Source organism: Aquamicrobium zhengzhouense, assembly GCF_016124105.1.
GTDB classification, from domain to species: Bacteria; Pseudomonadota; Alphaproteobacteria; order Rhizobiales; family Rhizobiaceae; genus Aerobium; species Aerobium zhengzhouense.
The window spans coordinates 12394-30390 of sequence record NZ_JADGMQ010000003.1; the positions used below are offsets into that span (position 1 = coordinate 12394).

23 protein-coding genes are annotated in these 17997 nt (G+C 58.5%); 12 read left to right on the top strand and 11 right to left on the bottom strand.

What is annotated here, in order from left to right:
- The first annotated feature begins 6 nt into the window (after nucleotides 1–6).
- The 4 genes from acpS (at nucleotide 7) to era (ending at nucleotide 2849) form a co-directional block, all read left to right on the top strand.
- Nucleotides 7–411 (top strand): holo-ACP synthase, encoded by a 405-nt coding sequence (acpS, locus tag IOD40_RS06035; RefSeq protein WP_198475382.1) that lies wholly within the window; start codon nucleotides 7–9, stop codon nucleotides 409–411.
- 68 nt (nucleotides 412–479) lie between these two features.
- Nucleotides 480–1223: a signal peptidase I gene (lepB, locus tag IOD40_RS06040; RefSeq protein ID WP_198475384.1), complete on the top strand. Its 744-nt coding sequence runs from the start codon at nucleotides 480–482 to the stop codon at nucleotides 1221–1223.
- Nucleotides 1224–1227: 4 nt separating this feature from the next.
- Nucleotides 1228–1938: a ribonuclease III gene (gene rnc / locus IOD40_RS06045; RefSeq protein ID WP_198475386.1), complete on the top strand. Its 711-nt coding sequence runs from the start codon at nucleotides 1228–1230 to the stop codon at nucleotides 1936–1938.
- Nucleotides 1917–2849 carry a GTPase Era gene (gene era, locus IOD40_RS06050; protein ID WP_407649107.1) on the top strand — a complete coding sequence of 311 codons (933 nt, stop codon included), beginning with the start codon at nucleotides 1917–1919 and terminating at the stop codon, nucleotides 2847–2849. Before rnc ends, era begins: the two co-directional genes overlap by 22 nt.
- Nucleotides 2850–2852: 3 nt before the next feature.
- Here the strand turns inward: era and IOD40_RS06055 are convergent, their stop codons facing one another.
- Nucleotides 2853–3317 carry a GNAT family N-acetyltransferase gene (locus tag IOD40_RS06055; RefSeq protein WP_198475390.1) on the bottom strand — a complete coding sequence of 155 codons (465 nt, stop codon included), beginning with the start codon at nucleotides 3315–3317 and terminating at the stop codon, nucleotides 2853–2855.
- A 105-nt stretch (nucleotides 3318–3422) separates the two neighbouring features.
- Between IOD40_RS06055 and recO the strand changes: the two genes are divergently transcribed.
- The gene (gene recO / locus IOD40_RS06060) at nucleotides 3423–4160 is read left to right on the top strand and encodes a DNA repair protein RecO (protein ID WP_198475392.1); all 738 of its coding nucleotides are present in this window, start codon (nucleotides 3423–3425) and stop codon (nucleotides 4158–4160) included.
- A 9-nt stretch (nucleotides 4161–4169) separates the two neighbouring features.
- On the opposite strand, the gene IOD40_RS06065 is transcribed toward recO, so the two are convergent.
- The 8 genes from IOD40_RS06065 to IOD40_RS06100 all read right to left on the bottom strand — a co-directional run bounded on the left by IOD40_RS06065 (nucleotide 4170) and on the right by IOD40_RS06100 (nucleotide 9707).
- Nucleotides 4170–5402, bottom strand: a complete 1233-nt coding sequence (locus tag IOD40_RS06065; protein WP_198475394.1) for an MFS transporter — start codon at nucleotides 5400–5402, stop codon at nucleotides 4170–4172.
- 79 nt (nucleotides 5403–5481) lie between these two features.
- Nucleotides 5482–5943: a LysM peptidoglycan-binding domain-containing protein gene (locus tag IOD40_RS06070; protein WP_198475395.1), complete on the bottom strand. Its 462-nt coding sequence runs from the start codon at nucleotides 5941–5943 to the stop codon at nucleotides 5482–5484.
- A 72-nt stretch (nucleotides 5944–6015) separates the two neighbouring features.
- Nucleotides 6016–6624, bottom strand: coding sequence for an HD domain-containing protein (locus IOD40_RS06075; RefSeq protein WP_198475397.1), 609 nt, complete (start codon nucleotides 6622–6624; stop codon nucleotides 6016–6018).
- Entirely contained in the window at nucleotides 6624–7496 is an 873-nt protein-coding gene (ygfZ, locus tag IOD40_RS06080; protein WP_198475400.1) for a CAF17-like 4Fe-4S cluster assembly/insertion protein YgfZ, read from the bottom strand. The genes IOD40_RS06075 and ygfZ overlap by 1 nt, the downstream gene beginning before the upstream one ends.
- An 85-nt stretch (nucleotides 7497–7581) precedes the next feature.
- Entirely contained in the window at nucleotides 7582–8376 is a 795-nt protein-coding gene (locus tag IOD40_RS06085) for a hypothetical protein (protein ID WP_233713873.1), read from the bottom strand.
- A 129-nt stretch (nucleotides 8377–8505) separates the two neighbouring features.
- The gene (locus IOD40_RS06090; protein ID WP_198475404.1) at nucleotides 8506–8763 is read right to left on the bottom strand and encodes a hypothetical protein; all 258 of its coding nucleotides are present in this window, start codon (nucleotides 8761–8763) and stop codon (nucleotides 8506–8508) included.
- Between the two features lie 141 nt (nucleotides 8764–8904).
- Nucleotides 8905–9276 carry a TIGR02301 family protein gene (locus tag IOD40_RS06095; protein ID WP_233713874.1) on the bottom strand — a complete coding sequence of 124 codons (372 nt, stop codon included), beginning with the start codon at nucleotides 9274–9276 and terminating at the stop codon, nucleotides 8905–8907.
- Between the two features lie 2 nt (nucleotides 9277–9278).
- On the bottom strand, nucleotides 9279–9707 hold the full coding sequence (locus IOD40_RS06100; RefSeq protein WP_198475408.1) for an NUDIX hydrolase: 429 nt from the start codon (nucleotides 9705–9707) through the stop codon (nucleotides 9279–9281).
- 194 nt (nucleotides 9708–9901) lie between these two features.
- Between IOD40_RS06100 and IOD40_RS06105 the strand changes: the two genes are divergently transcribed.
- Nucleotides 9902–10651, top strand: coding sequence for an SOS response-associated peptidase (locus IOD40_RS06105; protein ID WP_198475410.1), 750 nt, complete (start codon nucleotides 9902–9904; stop codon nucleotides 10649–10651).
- Nucleotides 10652–10653: 2 nt separating this feature from the next.
- Here IOD40_RS06105 and IOD40_RS06110 read toward each other — a convergent pair whose 3' ends face one another.
- Entirely contained in the window at nucleotides 10654–10878 is a 225-nt protein-coding gene (locus IOD40_RS06110) for a hypothetical protein (protein ID WP_233713875.1), read from the bottom strand.
- Nucleotides 10879–11181: 303 nt separating this feature from the next.
- Between IOD40_RS06110 and cysS the strand changes: the two genes are divergently transcribed.
- The 6 genes from cysS (at nucleotide 11182) to rarD (ending at nucleotide 17320) form a co-directional block, all read left to right on the top strand.
- Nucleotides 11182–12606 carry a cysteine--tRNA ligase gene (gene cysS / locus IOD40_RS06115; RefSeq protein ID WP_198475413.1) on the top strand — a complete coding sequence of 475 codons (1425 nt, stop codon included), beginning with the start codon at nucleotides 11182–11184 and terminating at the stop codon, nucleotides 12604–12606.
- A gap of 151 nt (nucleotides 12607–12757) precedes the next feature.
- Nucleotides 12758–13252, top strand: coding sequence for a GFA family protein (locus IOD40_RS06120; RefSeq protein WP_198475415.1), 495 nt, complete (start codon nucleotides 12758–12760; stop codon nucleotides 13250–13252).
- Nucleotides 13245–13721, top strand: coding sequence for a GFA family protein (locus tag IOD40_RS06125; protein ID WP_198475417.1), 477 nt, complete (start codon nucleotides 13245–13247; stop codon nucleotides 13719–13721). Before IOD40_RS06120 ends, IOD40_RS06125 begins: the two co-directional genes overlap by 8 nt.
- On the top strand, nucleotides 13718–14671 hold the full coding sequence (pip, locus tag IOD40_RS06130) for a prolyl aminopeptidase (protein ID WP_198475419.1): 954 nt from the start codon (nucleotides 13718–13720) through the stop codon (nucleotides 14669–14671). The genes IOD40_RS06125 and pip overlap by 4 nt, the downstream gene beginning before the upstream one ends.
- On the top strand, nucleotides 14668–16281 hold the full coding sequence (gene cimA, locus IOD40_RS06135) for a citramalate synthase (RefSeq protein ID WP_198475421.1): 1614 nt from the start codon (nucleotides 14668–14670) through the stop codon (nucleotides 16279–16281). The genes pip and cimA overlap by 4 nt, the downstream gene beginning before the upstream one ends.
- Nucleotides 16282–16381: 100 nt before the next feature.
- Nucleotides 16382–17320, top strand: coding sequence for an EamA family transporter RarD (gene rarD / locus IOD40_RS06140; protein ID WP_198475423.1), 939 nt, complete (start codon nucleotides 16382–16384; stop codon nucleotides 17318–17320).
- Here rarD and IOD40_RS06145 read toward each other — a convergent pair.
- A complete protein-coding gene (locus IOD40_RS06145) occupies nucleotides 17304–17915 on the bottom strand; it encodes an LOG family protein (RefSeq protein WP_198475425.1) in 612 nt (203 codons plus the stop codon). The genes rarD and IOD40_RS06145 overlap by 17 nt on opposite strands.
- Between the last annotated feature and the right edge of the window lie 82 nt (nucleotides 17916–17997).

Genomic DNA, 17997 nt, shown 5'->3' on the forward strand with positions numbered 1-17997 from the left:
GCAGGAATGATCATCGGGATAGGCAGTGATCTGATCGACATTCGCCGGATCGAGGCAACCCTTGAGCGCCATCCAGAGCGCTTCATCGAACGCGTTTTCACCGGGGTCGAACGGGCGAAGTCCGACGGTCGCAAAGAGCGGCCTGCTTCGTATGCCAAACGTTTTGCGGCCAAGGAGGCTTGCGCCAAGGCGCTCGGCACCGGGATCGCAAGGGGCGTCTTCTGGCGCGACATGGGTGTGATCAATCTGCCATCAGGCAAGCCGACCATGAAGCTGACGGGTGGCGCTGCCGAACAACTCGCCAGATTGGTGCCTGAAGGTCACGAAGCTGTATTGCATCTGACCATCACCGATGATTTTCCCCTTGCCCAGGCTTTCGTGATAATCGAGGCATTGCCCGTTCAGCGCTAAGGGCGCGTTGCCCCCAAGCGGGCAAGAGGTTAAGACGAACGCCGACCGAACAACAGGACCAGACGAGCGTGGCCGACACATCGCAGAAGAAATCCGGCGGACTGGGTGAAACGATCAGCGTGATCGTGCAGGCGCTTCTATTGGCGCTGGTGATCCGCACATTGCTATTCCAGCCATTCTCGATTCCTTCAGGTTCGATGCGTCCTACGCTGCTTGAGGGCGACTACCTGTTTGTGACGAAGTGGGCGTATGGCTACTCGAAACATTCGATGCCGTTCTCGCCGGATCTGTTCGAGGGGCGTATCTGGGGTGGCCAGCCGGAGCGTGGCGATGTCGCCGTGTTCAAGTTCCCTCCAAATCCGTCGCTTGACTACATCAAGCGGGTGATTGGTCTGCCAGGAGATCGCGTACAGATGCGCGACGGACAGATCATCATCAATGGCGAGCCGGTCGAGCGCGAGAAGGTGGGTGAGGTCAACAATCCCGACGTCACCGAGATGAACCGCCCAGTCGAGGTGTGGCGCGAGACGCTGCCGAACGGGGTGAGCTACGAAACTCTGGACCTGACGCCGAATGGCATTGGCGACAACACCCGCGAATTCGTCGTTCCGGAAGGCCACTACTTCATGATGGGCGACAATCGAGACAACTCGACGGACAGCCGTTTTTCAGTTGGCTTTGTCCCAGAGGACCATCTCGTAGGCCGCGCCAACATCATCTTCTTCTCCATTGCAGGTGGTGCAAGCCCGCTGGAAATTTGGAAGTGGCCGAGCGAACTACGCGCGTCGCGTTTGTTCAACATGGTACGTTAAGTCAATGAATTTGAAGCCTAAGCCCGATGATGTGCTCGTCTGCAAGGTCGAGGCTTTCACCGGGCACGCTTTCCAAGACCTTGACCTCCTGCGCTTGGCACTAACTCATGCCAGCGCAAAAGGCGGTGAGGGGAACTACCAACGTCTCGAGTTTCTTGGCGACCGCGTCCTGGGACTCGTGGTCGCTCAAATGGTCTTCGAGGCCAACCGGAACGCGCCGGAAGGTGAGCTTTCGCTGCGCCTCAACGCATTGGTAAATGCCGAGACGTTGGCCGACGTGGCAGACGAGGTCGGCCTTTCCGACCTGATTGTCGTTGGCAATGAGCTGCGCACGGTCGCTGGCCGAAAGCGGATCAATCTTCGTGCCGATGTGATGGAAGCGTTGATCGCTGCGGTCTATCTTGAAGGCGGACTTGAAGCGGCGCGTTCGTTCATCAGCCGCTATTGGGAGAAGCGGTCGCGGGTTCCCACCGCAGCACGCCGCGATCCCAAGACCGAGCTCCAGGAATGGGCTCATCAGATGACGAAAACGGCACCGGTCTACGTTGTCGAAAGAAGAGCAGGGCCGGATCACGATCCGGTCTTCGACGTGTCAGTCGCTATTGCGGGCTATGAGCCTGCCACAGGAACAGGGCGCTCGAAACGCGAAGCAGAGCAGGCCGCCGCAACGACGGTCCTCATTCGCGAAGGCGTCTGGAAAGAGGAGTCACGCTGATGAGCGAGACTGAACAAGTAAACACCCGTTCCGGATTTGTCGCGCTGATTGGTGCTCCGAATGCCGGCAAGTCCACCCTGGTCAACCAGTTGGTCGGCACCAAGGTGTCCATCGTCACCCACAAGGTTCAGACAACGCGCGCAATCGTTCGTGGTATTGCGACACATGGCGATGCACAGATCGTTCTCGTCGATACGCCTGGCATCTTCTCGCCGCGCCGCCGGCTGGATCGCGCGATGGTTTCGACCGCATGGGGCGGGGCGAAGGATGCCGACATTGTTCTGGTTCTTATCGATTCGGAACGCGGGGTGCGCGGCGATGCCGAGGCTCTGCTGGAGAACCTTGGAGATGTGCGCCAGCCCAAAATTCTGGTCCTGAACAAGGTTGACCGCGTCCGGCCGGAACAACTCCTGAAGCTAACGGCGGACATCAACGAGCGCGTCGCCTTCGAGCGCACCTTTATGGTGTCGGCGCTGACAGGATCGGGTTGTCGGGATCTTCTGGATTACCTTTCAACGGCTCTTCCAGCGGGGCCATGGTACTATCCAGAGGATGAAGTCTCGGACCTGCCAATGCGGCAACTCGCAGCCGAAATCACCCGCGAGAAGCTTTTCCTGCGCCTACATCAGGAAATTCCCTATTCATCGCATGTTGAGACTGAGCGCTGGGAAGAAAAGAAAGACGGGTCGGTCCGCATCGAGCAGGTCATCTACGTAGAACGCGACAGCCAGAAGAAGATCATTCTCGGGCACAAGGGCGCGACAATCCGCTCGATCGGTCAGGCATCCCGTAAGGAACTGACGGAGATCATGGAGCGACCGGTGCACCTGTTCCTGTTTGTGAAGGTGCGTGAAAACTGGGGCAACGACCCGGAACGCTATCGCGAGATGGGGCTGGAATTTCCCGGCTAAACCTTAGTCTTTCAGGGTCTTTTCGAAGAACAGGTCCGCGTAGGGATTATCGTTGTACCGGTCGATTTCGGCGTAGCCGGCTTTCCGGTACAAGGCCTCTGCCTCTACGAGAGAGTGGTGAGTATCCAGCCGCATCTTGGTGAGGCCCAACTCTCTGGCTTCGCGCTCCAGCGCTCGAAGCAAACGGGACGAGAGACCCATGCCCCGCAGTTCCGGAGCGATCCACATCTGTTTGATCTCACCGGTATGTTCATCGAGGAGGCGCACTGCGCCACACCCCAACGGGCGCCCGCGTTCACGAAGGATGAGGAAACAGGCGAGGTCAGCTTCCTCAGCATATCCGCTCGCGAACGGATCGAAACCGGGCTCAAACCGTGCATCCAGCTCGCGAAAATAGGCTTCGATGCAGTGAAGTGCATCTTCGCTGTGCGGGGAGGCGGGCGTGATTGTGATCTGCGGCCCCATCATCGACTTCTCCGGTTGCTGAGCATGGAATCAACTACGCGCTGCCCCTTCCGGTTGCGTTTGCAGCCCACCTTGTAATTGCATTGTCCTTCATGAAAGGCTGCATGGATGGAATGGCGAGACGAAGGAATCATACTGGGCACCAGAAAGCATGGCGAATCGAGCGCCATTCTGGAAGTGATGACGCGTGCTCGTGGGCGCCATCTTGGCATGGTGAAGGGTGGTCGTTCGCGAAAGATGCAGCCACTTCTGCAGCCGGGGAATCGTGTCGACCTCGTCTGGAGAGCCCGTCTCGACGAACATCTTGGCTTTTTTCAGGTGGAGCCGATTGAGTTGCATGCGGCGCGTCTGTTCGACAGCGCCTGTGCCGTATTCGGACTGCAGACGCTGGCGACGCACTTGCGACTTCTGCCAGAACGCGATCCGCACCCACATCTGTATGAGACCCTGGGCGTGCTGTTGCAGCACCTTGAGGAACCGGAGGTCGCCGGCGAACTTGTGGTGAGGTTCGAGCTTATGGTGCTCGAGGAGCTCGGCTTTGGGCTGGACCTTAGCCAATGTGCGGCAACGGGGCAGGTCGAGGATCTGACATACGTGTCGCCCAAGAGCGGCCGCGCCGTGTCACGCGAGGCCGGTGCACCCTGGGCGGACCGGATGCTGGCGCTTCCGTCTTTCCTACTGAGGGGATCAGGGCTGCGCGCTGATCCCGAGGCGCTTGAAGAAGCGTACAGGCTCACTGCGTTTTTCTTCGAGCGTCATGTCTACCAGCCGCGAGGCATCGGTGCGCCCGAAGCTCGCGTCGGTTTTCTGGGCGCATTGAGGCGACACTACGCCAATCGGCCTTGAGGTCAGCGGTTACTGGGCCGGTGCCAATGGCCGCTCCACGGCACGTTCCTCTATCGGCCAGTGCACGAAAGCGGCGAACACCCCGAGCACGACACCCAGCCACCACACGCCATCGTAGCTGCCGAACTGGTCGTAAAGGTATCCACCGAGCCACACGCCGAGGAACGAGCCGATCTGGTGGGAGAAGAATACGACACCACCCAGCATGCCGAGATGTGCCGTACCGAACATAATCGCGACGAGGGCATTGGTGGGGGGCACGGTCGATAGCCAGAGCAGGCCCATGATGATCGCGAAAGTAATCACGGTCGCGGGGGTCTGCGGCAGCAGCAAGAACGCCGTGACGAGGACCGAACGGCCCAGATAAATCCATGCGAGGAAGATCGGCTTGGAATAACGCTGGCCAATGAAGCCGGCGGCTAGAGAGCCGATGATGTTGAAGAACCCGATCAAAGCAAGCGCAATGACCGCGTAGCGTGCGTCGATGCCGATATCGGAAATATAGGCCGGGAAGTGCGCCGTAATGAACGCGACCTGAAAACCGCAGACGAAAAAGCCGGAGGTAAGCAGCAGATAGCTGCGATGACCAAGCGCTTCCTTTAGCGCCTCGGTGGCGGTCTGTTTGTAAGTGGTCTGTGTGATGCCGGAAGAGGCGTTTCCGCGTAGCGGGATGGCAAACACGGGTATGATGAGCATCATGACGCTCATGATGACCAGAGCATCGTACCATCCATATTGCGAGATCAGTCCCTGGCTGAGGGGGGCGAACAGAAACATGCCGGCTGAACCGGCTGCAGTTCCAAGGCCAAATACAAAGCTGCGCTGCTCAGGCGCAACGTTACGCGCAAATGCGGCAAGAACGATGCCGAACGAGCCGGAGGCAACGCCAAGGCCGACGAGAACACCCCCACCGACGTGCAGCATCGTTTGCGAAGTGGCGGCGGCCATCAGGACCAGCCCAGCCGCGTACATCACCCCGGAGAGCGCCAAAACGCGCCACGTCCCGTACTTGTCTGCCAAAGCGCCGAAAATCGGCGTGCCGAGGCCCCAGGCGAGATTCTGAATGGCCATGGCTAGGCCGAAGGTGGTGCGGTCCCAGCCTTTTTCCGCCAGCATCGGTAACTGGAAAAAGCCCATCGCGGAACGGGGGCCGAAAGTAAGCAGCGCGACCAGGCACCCGCAGATGATGATCAGCCACGGCAGGCGTGCTGAAGAGGATTGGGAATGAACATCAGCTACCATGGCCGGAATCCTTCAATATGCCGGATCACGCTAACCGTTTTCGGCGTTCGCCGGAAATGAATTGAACGGATAGGAGAATTCAATTCCGTTGATGAGCAGGGTTCATGAAAGGGAAGTCATTGAACGGATCCGCGTGGCCCGGCGGCAAAGGAAGTTGCCCGGGCTGATTGCCAAATCCCCGCAGTATGTGTTGTTGCGGTACGGGCGTAGGCTGCGGCGGAAGAATGACCGTCGAGCGAGAGTCTCCGCCTGTGGCCGGACCGACCAGCGATGGAAAGGTCTGAATGGAGGGCCGCCCGATCACAGGTGGTGGCGTCAGCAGAACCGGTTTGGGAACCGCAATGTAAGTGCCGGCCTGGAGGGTCTCCGGGCGCAAACCCGGATTGGCCTGTTTTAGCGCTTCGACATTTACACCACACGCCGATGCTATCGATTGCAGCGTGTCGCCGTAGGAGACGCCGACACGTGCAGGGCACGCGGCCTGCGCGATCGACGGTGCGATGGCGAACAACACGATGGCGGAACTTAACAGCTTCCTCATAGCCGCAATCTAGCACGCCGAACGCTATGGGCACGCCGCAAAATGAGCTGAACAGTTCACGATCGGTAGAGCCTATCGGCGCAAGGCTTCGATTTCCTGAAAACGCGCCAGGAACGCTTCTTGGGCATGTGAGGCAGGCATTGGGTGCAAAGGCAGCCCCTCATCGGTCACACCGCGTGGCCGCCCGAAAATCTTCGCAGCCTCGCTCTCGGTAAAGCGGGCGAGCCGTGTTGCTTCATACCACGCAGCTATCTGATCAGCCCGTTTGATCGCCTTTTTCAGCCGCTCGGTTGGGTTGGCTGAGAGTGAAAAACGCAAGTGAATGGCGTGCTGAAGCCGCAGTTCGACTTCCTTGTAGCCACCTCCCACCACCGCCTTGAATGGTGAGATCATGTCGCCAATGACATATTCGGGGGCGTCGTGGAGAAGTGCGGCCATACGATCGGATGGCGAACAGTTTGATGAGATCCGGCAGAAAATATCTTCAACGAGAAGGGAGTGCTGGGCGACGGAATAGGCGTGGTCGCCTTGTGTCTGTCCGTTCCAGCGAGCAACCCGCGCAAGGCCATGCGCAATATCAGTAATCTCGACGTCGAGAGGCGATGGGTCAAGCAGATCCAATCTGCGCCCGGACAGCATTCGCTGCCAGGCGCGCGGGGACGCAGTAGCTTTGTCGGCCATTAGTCCAGATCGCCTGAATCCGCCTGCGGCAAGGTGTAATCTGCCCAGCTCGGGATCGAAAGCTCTACCGGTATCGACTGAGCTTCAATAGGTGTTCCTGCATCAAGCGCATCCTTCACACGATCGATGCGGACAATCGAGATCCCATGTTTGCCAGATACGCTGCCTAGCGTGCCGATCGTCCGACCGTTGACGGTAAGCTCGCTACCACTGGCGGGAAGGGGGCTGTCTGCCTTCACGAGCATGACGCGGCGCCGTGCGGTTCCGCGATGCTGCATGCGTGACACGACTTCCTGGCCAACGTAACAGCCCTTTCGGAACCCAACGCCACCTGCGAGATCAAGGAGAATGTCGTGGGGGAACGCATCGCTGAGTTGATAATCTGAACCACTTTCCACAACACCGTGGGCAATGCGCAGCGCCACATAATCTTCGATGGCTGCGCTCCCGGTCCTCGCGGTTGAGTAAACTCGGTAGACCTTTTGAGAGGGCGGAAAACGAGCATCGACCAGTGAGGCATCGCCGGTTGAATCTATTTCTGAGGCAGATGAATCATTGTCCCATGATGCGAGGATAAATAATTGATCTTGCTTCGAAATATCCACCTTCGCACGCAATCGGTACATCATCAGGCGACGCAGGAGGTCGTCGGCAACGTCCGCGCGACAGTCCAGCATCAAGCCTTCATCGCTCGTGCGCGAGACGAGGAAGTCGAACATAATTTTCCCCTGAGGTGTCAGGAGCGCGCCGGGTTTGGCGTGGCCAGCAGGAAGCTGATCGAGGTCCGTCGTGATGATATTCTGCAGAAAGTGTTCTGTATCAGGGCCGTCGAGCCGGATGAGAATCCGATCGGGAAGATGCACTGTGGGCATGAGGAATCGGTCCGTCGCTAGGGTGAAGACCTTTACGTAGGCCTTGGAGCAGCGGGCGGCAAGTCAGGCCGCCCGGAGCGCGGAGCTAGTCGCCCGCCACGAAGAACTGCCAGCGCCCGTCCGGCGTGATGCCGACGCGGTAGAAGATATAGCCGCCGAAGTTTTTCATGTCCTCGTAGTCGCCCGCAGTGACCAGCTGGAACAGCTCCACCCGCTGAGCTGGGGTGAGCGTGTCGAGCGGGACCGAGTAGAAGTAGGGCCAGATATACATCTGGTCGTCTTCGATCTCCTCAAGCACATATCCGCTCGCCAGCACCTCGTAGAGGATGGCCATGATCTCATGACCTTCCCCGTCTCCCGATATGCTGCGCATGAATTCGATTGGATCACTCGGGATGGAGCCGAACGAAAGCTGCGTTGCGTTCTCGCCAGTCTGCAGTAGCGGACGAAGGCGCTCGAGCTCGCCGCTAAGGCACGCCGCCATGATCTCCTCGCGTAGCCTGCGTACCGGCTCTGGAAGCTTTGCGGTATCGTATTCGACTACCGGAACCGGTACGTCGGAACCGCTCGTTTCGCCAGACTCTTCATCGGCACGTCGCGTGTTCTGCGGAATGACCACAGGATCAGGAAACGGCACGGGACCAATCTGGCGGGAAGGGCGATCCTCACCCTGGCTTTCGGATGGCGAAGGCGCGTCGTTCGCACCGTCTGACGGAGTTTCCTCTGTGCCGGGGGGAGGCGGAAGCTGCTCCCGGATGATTTCATCGCCGGCTTCAGTTTCTTCCGGAATTTGAACGTCTTCTCGCTGCAGTTCGCTGAGGGCCCAGGCAGGGCCCGCGTCCGGCAAGGCCAGAGCGAGCGCAACAACAGCAACACTCAACTTGAACCTGGAGGCGTATGGCAAAGGAGACTGTGACTTCACCATCAAGCTGCGATCCCTAGAACCTTCAGAAGAATTCACCCATTTAATGACCAGAAGCCGAAACGGAATACGCCTTGCGCCCCGCCCTCAGTGAAAGCTCAGGTCGCGGGCAAACTCACCTGCGAGGAGGCGTTCACGCATCTTCTCAATCATCGAGAGCGCTGTCGATTCACCGCTGCTTTGCAGCAACTCGGTGAGTGCCGTAGCAATGGCTGCTTCGGCCATGATATCCGGCTCGATTCCGGCGGCAAGGCCGTCTGCCCAAGCATCTTCGCAACTTTCAACAGCCGACAGGCGCTTTTCTTCACGTATCAATGTGTCGATGTCGGCGAGGCTCTGATCCATTCGATCCACCCATGCAGGCTGCCCGCCGAATCGGCGAAGCAGCGTCCTTAATGTCCCGTTAATTCCCTAGCACAGCAAATGCGGCGGGGCGCGCCACATTAGTGTAAAAGTTAATAAACCCTCTACGAACGAACGTTATGGTTAATTCCCAAAACGGGTGGCCGTATCGCGCGCAAGAGCTTCCCCATCGCGCGTATATCGGTTGATCGCCTCGACCGCCGAAGAGGTGCAAGTGGCATAGGTTTCCTCGAAGCTGCGATACCCGCTGTTGAAGCTTGCAACGAACTTTACCCGCCGACTTTCATCGGGGTTCTCAGCCTCCAGAAGGCTGTTCATCCTGTCGCGCCATTCGGTACTCTCCTCGCCGCAAAGATTGCGAAGATAGTGAAGCGCTCCGAGAATTTCGGAGATGCGCAGGAGCTGATTCTCGATCGGAGAATCAGCCGCTCTCAGGGGAGGAGCGAGTGTGAGCGCCAGCGCTGCCGGAAGGATCAGGAGAAGTCGGCGTATCATGATCATGGCGCCTCAGGCTTGGTCCCGTTTGCAATCTGCTGCGCTATTTCCAGAACGGAGCCCGCCAATGGCAGGCGTATCATTTCCTCGACAGTCACCCACATTGCGGCATCCGCATCATCCCCTGCCGCGATCACGCCGCCGGCAAACCGAGCCGAATGCACACTCAGGATAAACTCGATGCGATCTGAGTCCTCGGCAGGAATGTGCAGATCAATGACGGGCGCAATGTCCGTCAGTCTCGCTCCGGTCTCTTCCTGCGCCTCACGGCTTACAGCCTCGGCAAGTGTTTCACCTGGCTCAACACGGCCGCCTGGGAACGCGTAAAGCCCCTTTGCCGGGGCGCGACCACGGCGGACGAGCAAGAAGCGGCCCTCGTGCAGAACCGCAACCGACACCGCAGCCTGTGGTTCAGTGCTAGAAGTTCTCATCTTGTGTTGAGCTGAGCACAATTGCGAAATCACCTGATCGCTGAGGAAGACGGCACTTTATCAGGGTCAGCCTTGCTAGGGAATCGTTTCGACAAAGCAGATCGCGCTGACTCTGGCTGGTCACACCCATCGTGCCTATATGTCGAGCCAAGGTTAGCCTCTCAAACAAATGCGTGTGCATAAGGAAGTTCGCGATGTGTGGCCGGTTCGCCCTCACTCAAGCGCCCATAGTGGTGGAGGAGCATTTTGCAGCATCCGGCGTCGATGCGTTTCCCCCCCGCTACAATATCGCGCCAACGCAGCCTATCATGGTGGTGGGGCCGGCACCCACTCGCGAAGCCGGCTCGAATCTGCCACTGCGTCATGCCTTCCTGGTCCGTTGGGGTTTCATCCCCGGGTGGGTGAAGGATGTGAAGCAGTTCCCTATGCTCATTAATGCGAGATCCGAGACCGCTGCGGAGAAAGCGTCCTTTCGGGCTGCGATGCGGCACCGCCGCGTGTTGATTCCCGCTTCCGGTTTTTACGAATGGCGCAAACTTCCGGGCAAGCGAACCCAGCCATATTGGATACGTCCTCGACATGGCGGCGTCTTTGCATTTGGCGGCTTAATCGAGACCTACTCCGAGCCAGGCGGTTCAGAAATTGATACCGGCGCGATCCTGACCACCGCAGCGACAGGCGAACTCGCTGCAATCCATGATCGTGCCCCGGTCGTTGTCATGCCGGAAGACTACACACGCTGGCTCGATTGCATCACGCAGGAACCACGCGATGTCAGCGACATCATGCGCCCGATCCAGCCGGACTTCTTCGAAGCCATTCCTGTGTCCGACAAGGTGAACAAAGTGGCGAACGTCGGACCCGATCTGCAGGACAAGGTGGCTGAACCTCCCGTCACGCCGCGCGCCAGCGTCAAACGTGACGACCAGCTGTCGCTGTTTTAGCGCTAGGCCGCGATCCGCCTGCCAATCTTGGCGATGCGTGCTTCCTGTTCTTCGCGGCGCTGGGCACATGCCAGAGCTGCAAGAATAGCAGCGGGGCCGATATTGCCGTAATGCGCAGTCAGTTCGGCGTATTTTGCACGCTGTGCTCGTTCCTGCTCTGCCATCAGTGGTGACTGCTTTTCCATAATACGCGTTCCGTCTTCCTGCCCGGTGGGCGCGTTGAACATGTGGAAAGGGTCGGCGTGAAATCAGGCAGCAGCGTGTTGGGGCCACGGCGTGGAAGCGGCATTACCGGGTAATTTTGCCGACATGTTTAATCAAACCTTATCGATACGCGCCCGCGAATTTGCCTGCTGCACTTTCCCCGGTCACTTGACGGCAAGTGCGGGCAGCGCGATAAGCGGGCGATGAAAACGGCTCTCGCCATTATTGGCATTTGCATTATCGACTAGCGCGCTCGCTGGTCCGGTCGTTTTCGCTCTTCATACAGGCACGAGAAAACGCCCCGGCCAGCAGGCCAGGGGGACTGTATGTCAGAACTGAAGCTTCGGCTCTACAACACGCTGACGCGCACCAAGGGAGAGTTCGAGCCGATCGATCGGCGGAACGTGCGCATGTATGTCTGCGGTCCCACCGTTTACGACTTTGCTCATATCGGTAACGCACGTCCGGTAATCGTGTTCGATGTGCTTAACCGGCTTCTGCGCGAGGTTTATGGCGAGCAGCATGTCACCTATGTCCGCAACATCACGGACGTGGATGACAAGATCAACGCCCGCGCTGCGCGGGATTATCCTGATCTTCCGCTTAACGAGGCGATCCGCAGAGTCACCGAAGTCACGAACAACCAGTTCCAGTCCGATGTGAAGGCACTTGGGTGCCTGGAGCCCGATGCGCAGCCGCGTGCGACCGAACACATCGACGACATGAAGGCGATGATCGAGATCCTCGTGGAGAAAGGCGTTGCCTACGTCGCTGAAGGGCACGTCCTTTTCTCGCCTACGTCGATGAATTCCCGCTCCGGGCCACGATACGGTGCGCTATCTCGCCGGCCGTTTGACGAGATGCTTGCAGGCGCGCGCGTCGATGTTGCGTCCTACAAGCGCGACGAGATGGATTTTGTCCTCTGGAAGCCGTCGAAGGATGGTGAACCGGGCTGGCCTTCTCCAGCCGGTATTGATGGCAACGGTCGTCCCGGCTGGCACATTGAGTGCTCGGCCATGTCGACGGCGAAATTGCTTGAGCCGTTCGGTGGCGGTCTCACATGCGACGATCCGATGAAGAACGTCTTCGACATTCATGGCGGTGGCATCGATCTCGTCTTCCCTCACCACGAGAACGAGATTGCCCAGTCTTGCTGCGCTTTCGGTTCCGATCGGATGGCCAATGTGTGGATGCACAATGGCTTTCTGCAGGTTGAAGGCAAGAAGATGTCCAAATCGGAAGGCAACTTCGTCACCATCCACGACCTGCTTGAGACCGAGAAGTTCGGCGGACGTAAATGGCCAGGCGAGGTCCTCCGCCTCGCAATGCTGATGACGCATTATCGCGAGCCGATCGATTTTTCGGTTAGAAAGCTAGAGGAAGCCGAGAGCCTGATCGCTAAATGGCGGCGCCGCGCTGAAGGCGGAAGCGCGCAAGGGGTGGGCGAAGAGTTCCTTTCAGCGTTGGCTGATGATCTCGATATGGCGGCTTATTTGCGCCTGCTCAACTCGGACATCTCGTCGTCGGCCCTGTTTTCCGCAGCAGCGTTGATTGGCCTGGATCTCTCGTCGCTCAAGACTGACATTGATGTCGCGTCTTACGTCGAGCAGCGTCTTGCTGCCATTCGCGACAAGAACTGGGCCGAGGCCGACCGAATCCGCGACGAACTGCTTGCCCAGGGCATTCAGCTCAAGGATGGCAAGAACCCGGAGACCGGCGAACGGATCACTACGTGGGAAGTCCGTCATTAATGCGACCGACGGCAGCCTCCATGTGTTCCAGGTTCCGATTATCCGGACGCCAGGGCAACCTTCTGCGTGCTCTCATCTTTGAATGTCTGCATAGTGAAGGGCGGGCGGTGCCGGACAAGAACGAAGCAGCATCAAGAGAGGAGCGTTTGCAATGAGCCTCGACAACAAGCCTCTTTACACCGGTGGGTGCCAGTGCGGAGCAGTACGGTTTCGGATTGAGGGAGCGCTGGCTGGTGCTTCTGTCTGCCACTGCCGCATGTGCCAGAAAGCGTTTGGCAATTTCTACGCCCCGTTGGTCACGGTTCAGGAAGGAACGCTGAATTGGACGCGAGGGGAGCCGAAGCGCTACCGGTCGTCCAACCACGTGCAGCGTGGCTTTTGTACCGAGTGCGGAACGCCCCTTACATACGAAGCGCCGGACGGTCTGGCCCTTGCAATTGGTGCATTCGACACCCCCGAAGCCATCGCACCGACCGTTCAGTTCGGTGTCGAAACGAAAATCCCTTACGTGGATACGATCCACAAGCTGCCTCGTCGCCTGACGGAGGAGGACGTCGAAGCTGCCTCGTTCCTCGCGTCGATCGTCAGTAATCAGCATCCAGATCACGACACGGAATCTTGGCCTCGGGAGGAGAGACATGAGTGATACCGTACGGACCGGCGGCTGCCAGTGCGGAGCGGTGCGCTACCGCATCCATGGGCAGCTGGGCAGACCTTCGATCTGTCATTGCCGCATGTGCCAGAAGCAGTTCGGGTCGTTCTTCTCGGCCTTTGTGACCGCGCCCAAGGACGGCGTCGAGTGGGTCCGGGAGGAGCCGACTTACTATCAGTCGTCTGTGAATATCGACCGGGGGTTCTGCCCTCGATGCGGTACCCCACTGACCTATCGCCATCCAGGGCGTCTTGAGATTTCGATCGGCTCTTTCGACGATCGGTCGGACCTCAAGCCGCAGATCCAGGTGAACCACCAATCGAGACTGCCTTGGGTGGAAGAAATCTTTGATGCAGAGATCTATCAGGAAACCACCGCAAATACCCGGCAGGAATCGATAATCTCGTTCCAGCATCCGGATCACGAAACCGAATACTGGCCGGCGCAAGGGCTTCAGCTGTGAGCGAACTGAGGTCACTTTACCCGGAGATCGAACCGTTTGAGACCGGCCACCTTAATGTAGGCGATGGCCACGTCATCTATTGGGAACGCGTGGGAACCAGAGGTGCCAAGCCGGCCGTCTTCCTTCATGGCGGGCCAGGCGGCGGCATTTCGCCGGTTCATCGCCGCCTGTTCGATCCCGAGCTGTATGATGTGATCCTCTTTGATCAGCGCGGATGCGGTCGTTCAACGCCGCATGCCGAGCTTGAGGCCAATACGACCTGGCATCTCGTGGCAGACATTGAGCGCCTGCGGGAGATGGCGGGTTTTGAAAAGTGGCTGGTGGTTGGTGGCTCGTGGGGATCAACTCTTGCGCTGACCTACGCGCAGACACACGCCGATCGGGTCAGCGAGCTCGTGGTCCGCGGCGTGTATACCCTGACCAGAGCAGAACTCGACTGGTACTACCAGTTCGGCGTCTCCGAGATGTTCCCGGACAAATGGGAGCATTTTCTGGCGCCGATTCCGGAGGCCGAAAGGGGCGACCTCATTGCTGCCTACCGAAAGCGCCTGACCAGCACGGACCGGAATGTTCAGCTTGAGGCTGCAAGAGCCTGGAGCATGTGGGAAGGCCAGACGATCACGCTTCTTCCCAATCCTGGAGCGAGTACATTCGGTGAAGCGGATTATGCAATCGCTTTCGCGCGCATCGAAAATCACTTCTTCACCCACGGTGCATGGCTCGAAGAAGGACAACTTTTGCGTGACGCGCACAAGCTTCGGGGTATTCCCGGCTTGATCGTCCACGGCCGCTACGACATGCCATGCCCTGCGCGGTATGCTTGGCAATTGTCCAAAGAGTGGCCGGACGCCGAATTCTACCTGATCGAGGGCGCCGGGCATGCATTTTCCGAGCCGGGGATCCTCGATCGCCTCATCTACGCTACTGACAAATTTGCGGGCAAAGCATGACACGCGAGCGCATCTACCTCTTCGACACGACCCTTCGCGACGGCCAACAGACGCCGGGCGTCGACTTTTCGGTCGAGGACAAGATAGCTATTGCCGGTCTGCTGGATGAATTTGGCTTTGATTACGTTGAAGGCGGCTATCCGGGCGCGAACCCGACCGACACGGCGTTCTTCGAAAAGAAGCGTACGAAATCGGCCACCTTCGTTGCTTTTGGGATGACCAAGCGTGCGGGAATTTCAGCCTCGAATGATCCCGGCCTCGCCACACTTTTGCAGGCAAAATCGGACGCGATTTGCTTTGTGGCCAAGAGCTGGGACTATCACGTTCGCGTCGCGCTCGGATGCACGAACCAAGAAAATCTCGAATCCATCCATGAATCGGTTCTGGCTGCAAAGAATGCTGGCAAGGAACCAATGGTTGACTGCGAGCACTTCTTCGACGGCTTCAAGGCCAATCCGGAATACGCCCTGGCATGCGCCAAAACCGCCTATGAGGCGGGCGCGCGCTGGGTAGTGCTGTGCGACACCAATGGCGGCACGCTTCCGTCGGAAATTCGCGACATCGTAGGGAAGGTCATCGCATCCGGAATTCCCGGCGCAAACCTTGGCATTCACGCTCATGACGATACTGGTCAGGCGATCGCAAACTCGCTCGCGGCTGTCGAAGCGGGCGTTCGCCAGGTGCAGGGAACGCTGAACGGCATCGGTGAGCGTTGCGGAAACGCGAACCTGATTTCGATTTTGCCCACCCTGGTGCTCAAACCCGTCTATGCGGATCGCTTTGAGACCAGGATCACGCCTGAGAAGCTGGAGGGCATCTCGCGCCTTTCGCACAGTTTCGATGAGTTGTTGAATCGCGCACCGGAGCAGCAGGCACCTTATGTCGGTGCCTCGGCATTCGCTACCAAGGCCGGTATCCACGCTTCCGCCATCTTGAAGGAGCCGGAGACCTACGAACATGTGCCGCCCGAGTCGGTCGGCAATATCCGTAAGGTTATGGTCTCCGATCAGGGCGGCAAGTCGAATTTCATCGCTGAACTAAAGCGTCGCGGCATTTCGGTCGCCAAAGACGACCCCAGGCTCGACACCTTGATCGCGCTCGTAAAAGAGCGGGAAGCGCAGGGCTACGCCTATGAGGGGGCCGATGCGAGCTTCGATCTGCTGGCGCGCCGCACCTTGGGAACGGTCCCGGAATTCTTCCGTGTCTCTGCGTTCCGCTGCATGGTTGAGCGACGGTTTGACGCTAATGGTCATCTGAAAACAGTGTCGGAAGCCATCGTGAAAGTGGTCGTTGATGGCGAAGAAAAAATGTCGGTGGCCGAGGGCGACGGCCCGGTTAACGCGCTGGACATTGCGCTGCGCAAGGACCTTGGCAAATTCCAGGACGAGATTGCCGATCTCTCTCTCTCAGACTTCAAGGTTCGAATTTTGAACGGCGGCACAGAGGCCATCACCCGCGTCCTCATCGAATCGCACGATGCGACCGGTGCGCGCTGGTCCACTGTCGGCGTTTCCGAAAACATCATCGACGCTTCGTTCCAGGCACTGATGGATTCCATTGTCTTCAAACTGGTGAAGAACCGGGAGGCTGTCGCGGTGGCGGCGGAATAGCGTTCGACTTTGCAGCCGCGTTGATCATCCAATCAGAAAATCGCATTGGTTGCTCCACTCACGCCGGTGTAGGAAGTCTGGCTAAAGGACAGCGTTTGAAATGCAGGAACAATTGAAGCTGGCGCCGGCCGCCGAAGGCCAATCGGGTTCGGCTGACGCGAGACGCGGCTTCTTCTACGCATTCTCGGCCTACTTGCTTTGGGGCTTCCTGCCGCTTTACATGAAGGCGGTTTCACACATTCCGCCTATCGAGATTGTGGCACATCGCGTCGTGTGGTCTGTCCCCGTGGCCGGTTTGGTCTTGCTGCTCTTGGGGCGCACCGGCGATATCAAGACCGCCTTCCAACAACCGCGGACGCTGATGATGGCTGCCCTGACAGCCGGCATCATCACGGTCAATTGGGGCGTTTATGTCTGGGCTATTGCGGCCGACCGAGCGGTGGAAACGGCGCTCGGCTATTACATCAATCCGCTAGTGAGCATGATGTTCGGGGCGTTGTTTCTCAAGGAGAGGTTCACGCGACTACAGCTTGTTGCCCTCCTGCTGGCCACCAGTGCGGTTGTGGTGCTGACCGTAGATGCGGGTGGATTGCCATGGGTATCGTTGATTTTGGCGTTCTCGTTCGCGATCTACGGGTTCTTGCGGAAGACGCTGCCGGTCGGCCCAAGCCAGGGGTTCTTCCTTGAGGTGCTTATTTTGAGCGTGCCGTGCCTCGCCTACCTTATCTGGTTGCAGACACGCGGCGAGGGTCACTTCCTCGATAATAACTACAACATGCTGATGCTGCTTGCGTCAGGTGTCGTCACGGCGGTGCCGCTGATCCTGTTTGCTTTCGGAGCCAAGCTTCTGCGGATCTCTACGATCGGCATCATGCAATACATCGCACCGACGATGATCGCGCTGATCGGTGTGTTCGTGTTTGGTGAACCGTTCGGCACTGGCCGCATGATCGCCTTCGCACTCATTGTAAGCGCGCTGGCCCTTTACACATGGTCGATGCTGTTTGGGCAGAAGCCCGCGATCACATCCGATCGATAACCCTCGGGTCGCCTTCCGTCGGCGTTCCCGAGGAAGCAGCGTCCGCGAGAATTGCCGGGATGATCGCAGAGATGGAATCAACGACCAGCGGCTGAACCAGATGACCGGTGTGCACGAAACCGGCGTCGCGCATGTGGTCGAGAAGGGTCAGCATCGGGTTCCAAAATCCGTCGACATTTGCGAAGACAATTGGCTTGCGGTGGCGTCCGAGCTGCGCCCAGGTCATGATCTCGACGATTTCTTCCAGCGTTCCGATCCCGCCGGGTAGCGCCACAAAAGCATCCGATTCTTCGAACATCTTGTGCTTGCGCTCATGCATGTCCTCGGTGACGACAAGCTGGTCGAGTTTCCCGAGCGCTGCTTCGGTAGCTTCCTTGTTCATCAGGAAGCGAGGGATGATGCCAAGAACCCGGCCAGAGCCTTCCATGGTCCCACGGGCAACAGCGCCCATGATGCCCTTGGTGCCGCCGCCATACACCAGACGCAGATTTGCTGAGGCAATGGCGCGACCAAGTGAATAGCCGGCTTCGACATAAGTATCGCCACGGCCCGACGAAGAACCGCAGTAAACGCAGATCGATCGAATCATATTCATGCGGAGAATGGTGACTACGCCAAGGGGATGGTCAACCCTTCAGGGTGTTTTTGTTGTAGGTCTATGTAAAACAGGCTAGACG

Excerpts from the sequence above, each read along its gene's own strand:
- acpS (WP_198475382.1), top strand. The coding sequence starts at position 7 with ATGATCATCGGGATAGGCAGTGATCTGATCGACATTCGCCGGATCGAG.
- rnc (WP_198475386.1), top strand. The coding sequence starts at position 1,228 with ATGAATTTGAAGCCTAAGCCCGATGATGTGCTCGTCTGCAAGGTCGAG.
- IOD40_RS06055 (WP_198475390.1), bottom strand. The coding sequence starts at position 3,317 with ATGATGGGGCCGCAGATCACAATCACGCCCGCCTCCCCGCACAGCGAA.
- recO (WP_198475392.1), top strand. The coding sequence starts at position 3,423 with ATGGAATGGCGAGACGAAGGAATCATACTGGGCACCAGAAAGCATGGC.
- IOD40_RS06065 (WP_198475394.1), bottom strand. The coding sequence starts at position 5,402 with ATGGTAGCTGATGTTCATTCCCAATCCTCTTCAGCACGCCTGCCGTGG.
- IOD40_RS06070 (WP_198475395.1), bottom strand. The coding sequence starts at position 5,943 with ATGAGGAAGCTGTTAAGTTCCGCCATCGTGTTGTTCGCCATCGCACCG.
- IOD40_RS06075 (WP_198475397.1), bottom strand. The coding sequence starts at position 6,624 with ATGGCCGACAAAGCTACTGCGTCCCCGCGCGCCTGGCAGCGAATGCTG.
- ygfZ (WP_198475400.1), bottom strand. The coding sequence starts at position 7,496 with ATGCCCACAGTGCATCTTCCCGATCGGATTCTCATCCGGCTCGACGGC.
- IOD40_RS06090 (WP_198475404.1), bottom strand. The coding sequence starts at position 8,763 with ATGGATCAGAGCCTCGCCGACATCGACACATTGATACGTGAAGAAAAG.
- IOD40_RS06095 (WP_233713874.1), bottom strand. The coding sequence starts at position 9,276 with ATGATACGCCGACTTCTCCTGATCCTTCCGGCAGCGCTGGCGCTCACA.
- IOD40_RS06100 (WP_198475408.1), bottom strand. The coding sequence starts at position 9,707 with ATGAGAACTTCTAGCACTGAACCACAGGCTGCGGTGTCGGTTGCGGTT.
- IOD40_RS06105 (WP_198475410.1), top strand. The coding sequence starts at position 9,902 with ATGTGTGGCCGGTTCGCCCTCACTCAAGCGCCCATAGTGGTGGAGGAG.
- IOD40_RS06110 (WP_233713875.1), bottom strand. The coding sequence starts at position 10,878 with ATGTTCAACGCGCCCACCGGGCAGGAAGACGGAACGCGTATTATGGAA.
- cysS (WP_198475413.1), top strand. The coding sequence starts at position 11,182 with ATGTCAGAACTGAAGCTTCGGCTCTACAACACGCTGACGCGCACCAAG.
- IOD40_RS06120 (WP_198475415.1), top strand. The coding sequence starts at position 12,758 with ATGAGCCTCGACAACAAGCCTCTTTACACCGGTGGGTGCCAGTGCGGA.
- IOD40_RS06125 (WP_198475417.1), top strand. The coding sequence starts at position 13,245 with ATGAGTGATACCGTACGGACCGGCGGCTGCCAGTGCGGAGCGGTGCGC.
- cimA (WP_198475421.1), top strand. The coding sequence starts at position 14,668 with ATGACACGCGAGCGCATCTACCTCTTCGACACGACCCTTCGCGACGGC.
- rarD (WP_198475423.1), top strand. The coding sequence starts at position 16,382 with ATGCAGGAACAATTGAAGCTGGCGCCGGCCGCCGAAGGCCAATCGGGT.
- IOD40_RS06145 (WP_198475425.1), bottom strand. The coding sequence starts at position 17,915 with ATGAATATGATTCGATCGATCTGCGTTTACTGCGGTTCTTCGTCGGGC.